The sequence below is a fragment of the Streptomyces sp. NPDC059037 genome, assembly GCF_042740015.1.
Classification (GTDB): domain Bacteria; phylum Actinomycetota; class Actinomycetes; order Streptomycetales; family Streptomycetaceae; genus Streptomyces.
In genome coordinates this window covers 1-1,990 of record NZ_JBHYIG010000396.1, presented here as the reverse complement: position 1 = coordinate 1,990, position 1,990 = coordinate 1, and the positions used below count along the sequence as shown (strand labels likewise).

Genomic DNA, 1,990 nt, shown 5'->3' with positions numbered 1-1,990 from the left:
CCAAACCGTCTTTATTTAAAACAGGGGGTTGGTGGCGCCAAAAGCCACGGTGGGCGAATTGGTGTTGCGGGCCCCGGGCAAACCCGCGGGGGGACCCTCCTCGTATGTGAGGCTGTGCCCCATGGCTGTCGTCGGTGACCTGCGCATACTGCTGCGCCTGCGGGATTTCCGACGCCTGCTCGCCGTGCGGCTGATCTCTCAGGGTGCGGACGGCGTCTATCAGGTGGCGCTCGCCACGTACGTCGTCTTCTCGCCGGAGAAGCAGACCTCGCCGGCCGCGATCGCATCCGCGATGGCCGTGCTGCTCCTGCCGTACTCAGTGATCGGCCCCTTCGCGGGCGTGCTCCTCGACCGCTGGCCGCGCCGCCAGGTCTTCCTGTACGGCAATCTGCTGCGGGCGGCGCTGGCCTCGGTGACGGCGGTGCTGATGCTGAGCGGCGTGCCGGACTGGCTGTTCTACGCCTCCGCGCTCTGCGTCACGGCCGTCAACCGGTTCGTCCTCGCCGGGCTCTCGGCGGCGCTGCCGCGCGTGGTCGACGCCGATCGGCTTGTCATGGCCAACTCCCTCTCGCCGACGGCCGGGACGCTCGCCGCCACCGCGGGCGGCGGCCTCGCGTTCGCCGTACGCCTGGTCGTCTCCGACTCGGACGCGGCCGTCGTCCTGCTCGGGGCGGCCCTGTACCTCTGCGCGGCGCTCGCCTCGCTGCGCATGGCGCGTGAACTCCTCGGCCCAGACCCGGAACTGGTCCAGCCACGCCTCGGCGCGGCGCTCTCCGGTACGGCGCGGGATCTGCTGGCCGGCGTGCGGCATCTGTCGCAGCGGCGCCCTGCCGCCCGCGCGCTCCTCGCCATAACCCTCATGAGGTTCTGCTACGGCGCCCTGTCCGTCATGGTCCTCATGCTCTGCCGATACGCCTGGTCGTCCACGGAGTCCGACGGGCTCGCCCTCCTTGGCCTCGCCGTGGCGATCTCGGGGGCGGGCTTCTTCATGGCGGCGGTGGTGACGCCCGCCGCGGTGAACCGGCTTGGCCCCGGCGGCTGGATCGTCGCCTGCGCCGGGGCAGCGGCGGTCCTGGAGCCGGCACTCGGCCTGCCCTTCGAGGCCGTCCCCCTGCTCATCGCCGCGTTCCTCCTGGGCCTGACGACCCAGGGGGCGAAGATCGCCACGGACACGGTGGTCCAGTCCGAGGTGGACGACGGCTTCCGTGGCCGGATCTTCTCCATCTACGACGTCCTGTTCAACGTCGCGTTCGTCGCCGCGGCGGGAGTGGCGGCCCTGATACTGCCGCCTGACGGTCGATCGGTTCCGCTGGTGGTCACGATCGCCGTTATCTACGCAGCAATTGCTGCCGCTATGGCCAGATTTGACGCGCAGTAAGTGTCACATCAGTGCCACAGAGCCCCTCTGGACTTCAGAGATCCCACTGCGCCCCTATAACTTACGGACGTCGTATCCGCGCCATCGCGCTCTCGTTCGAGGGGGACCCCCAAGTGACTACTCCGCCCCAGGGCCAGAATCCGTACGGCCAGGGCGTGCAGCCGCACCCCGGTCAGCCGGGACAGCCCACCGCGCCGCAGCCCTACCCGCCGTACAACCAGGGGGCGCCGGTTCCGCCTCCGGCCGCTCCGAGTGGTGGTCGCAGCAAGAAGCTTCTGCTGCGCATCGGTGGCTTCGTCGTTCTCGCGATCATCATCGCTGTCGTCAAGTTCCAGTTGGGCAAGAGCGACGCCGAGACCACCGCCGTCGGTGACTGCCTGCACAACAAGGGCACGCAGTCCGCGCCGGACCTGGAGAACACCGACTGCTCCTCGAGCGACGCCGAGTTCGAGGTCATCGAGAAGTTCGATGACACGAGCAGCGTCAGCAAGTGCGACGCGGTCAAGGGGACCGAGGTCTCCTACTACCAGACCGGCAGCGGCCACGACGTGGTGCTCTGCCTGAAGAACAAGTAACAGCATCTGCGAAGGGGCACTGTTTCACGTGAAACAG

The 1,990-nt window shown here is 68.5% G+C and carries 2 protein-coding genes; both read left to right on the top strand.

What is annotated here, in order from left to right:
- Positions 1-121: 121 nt before the first annotated feature.
- Positions 122-1,378 carry an MFS transporter gene (locus ACFWY6_RS42945; protein ID WP_384702598.1) on the top strand — a complete coding sequence of 419 codons (1,257 nt, stop codon included), beginning with the start codon at positions 122-124 and terminating at the stop codon, positions 1,376-1,378.
- 113 nt (positions 1,379-1,491) lie between these two features.
- The gene (locus ACFWY6_RS42940) at positions 1,492-1,953 is read left to right on the top strand and encodes a hypothetical protein (protein ID WP_384702595.1); all 462 of its coding nucleotides are present in this window, start codon (positions 1,492-1,494) and stop codon (positions 1,951-1,953) included.
- Positions 1,954-1,990 lie beyond the last annotated feature (37 nt).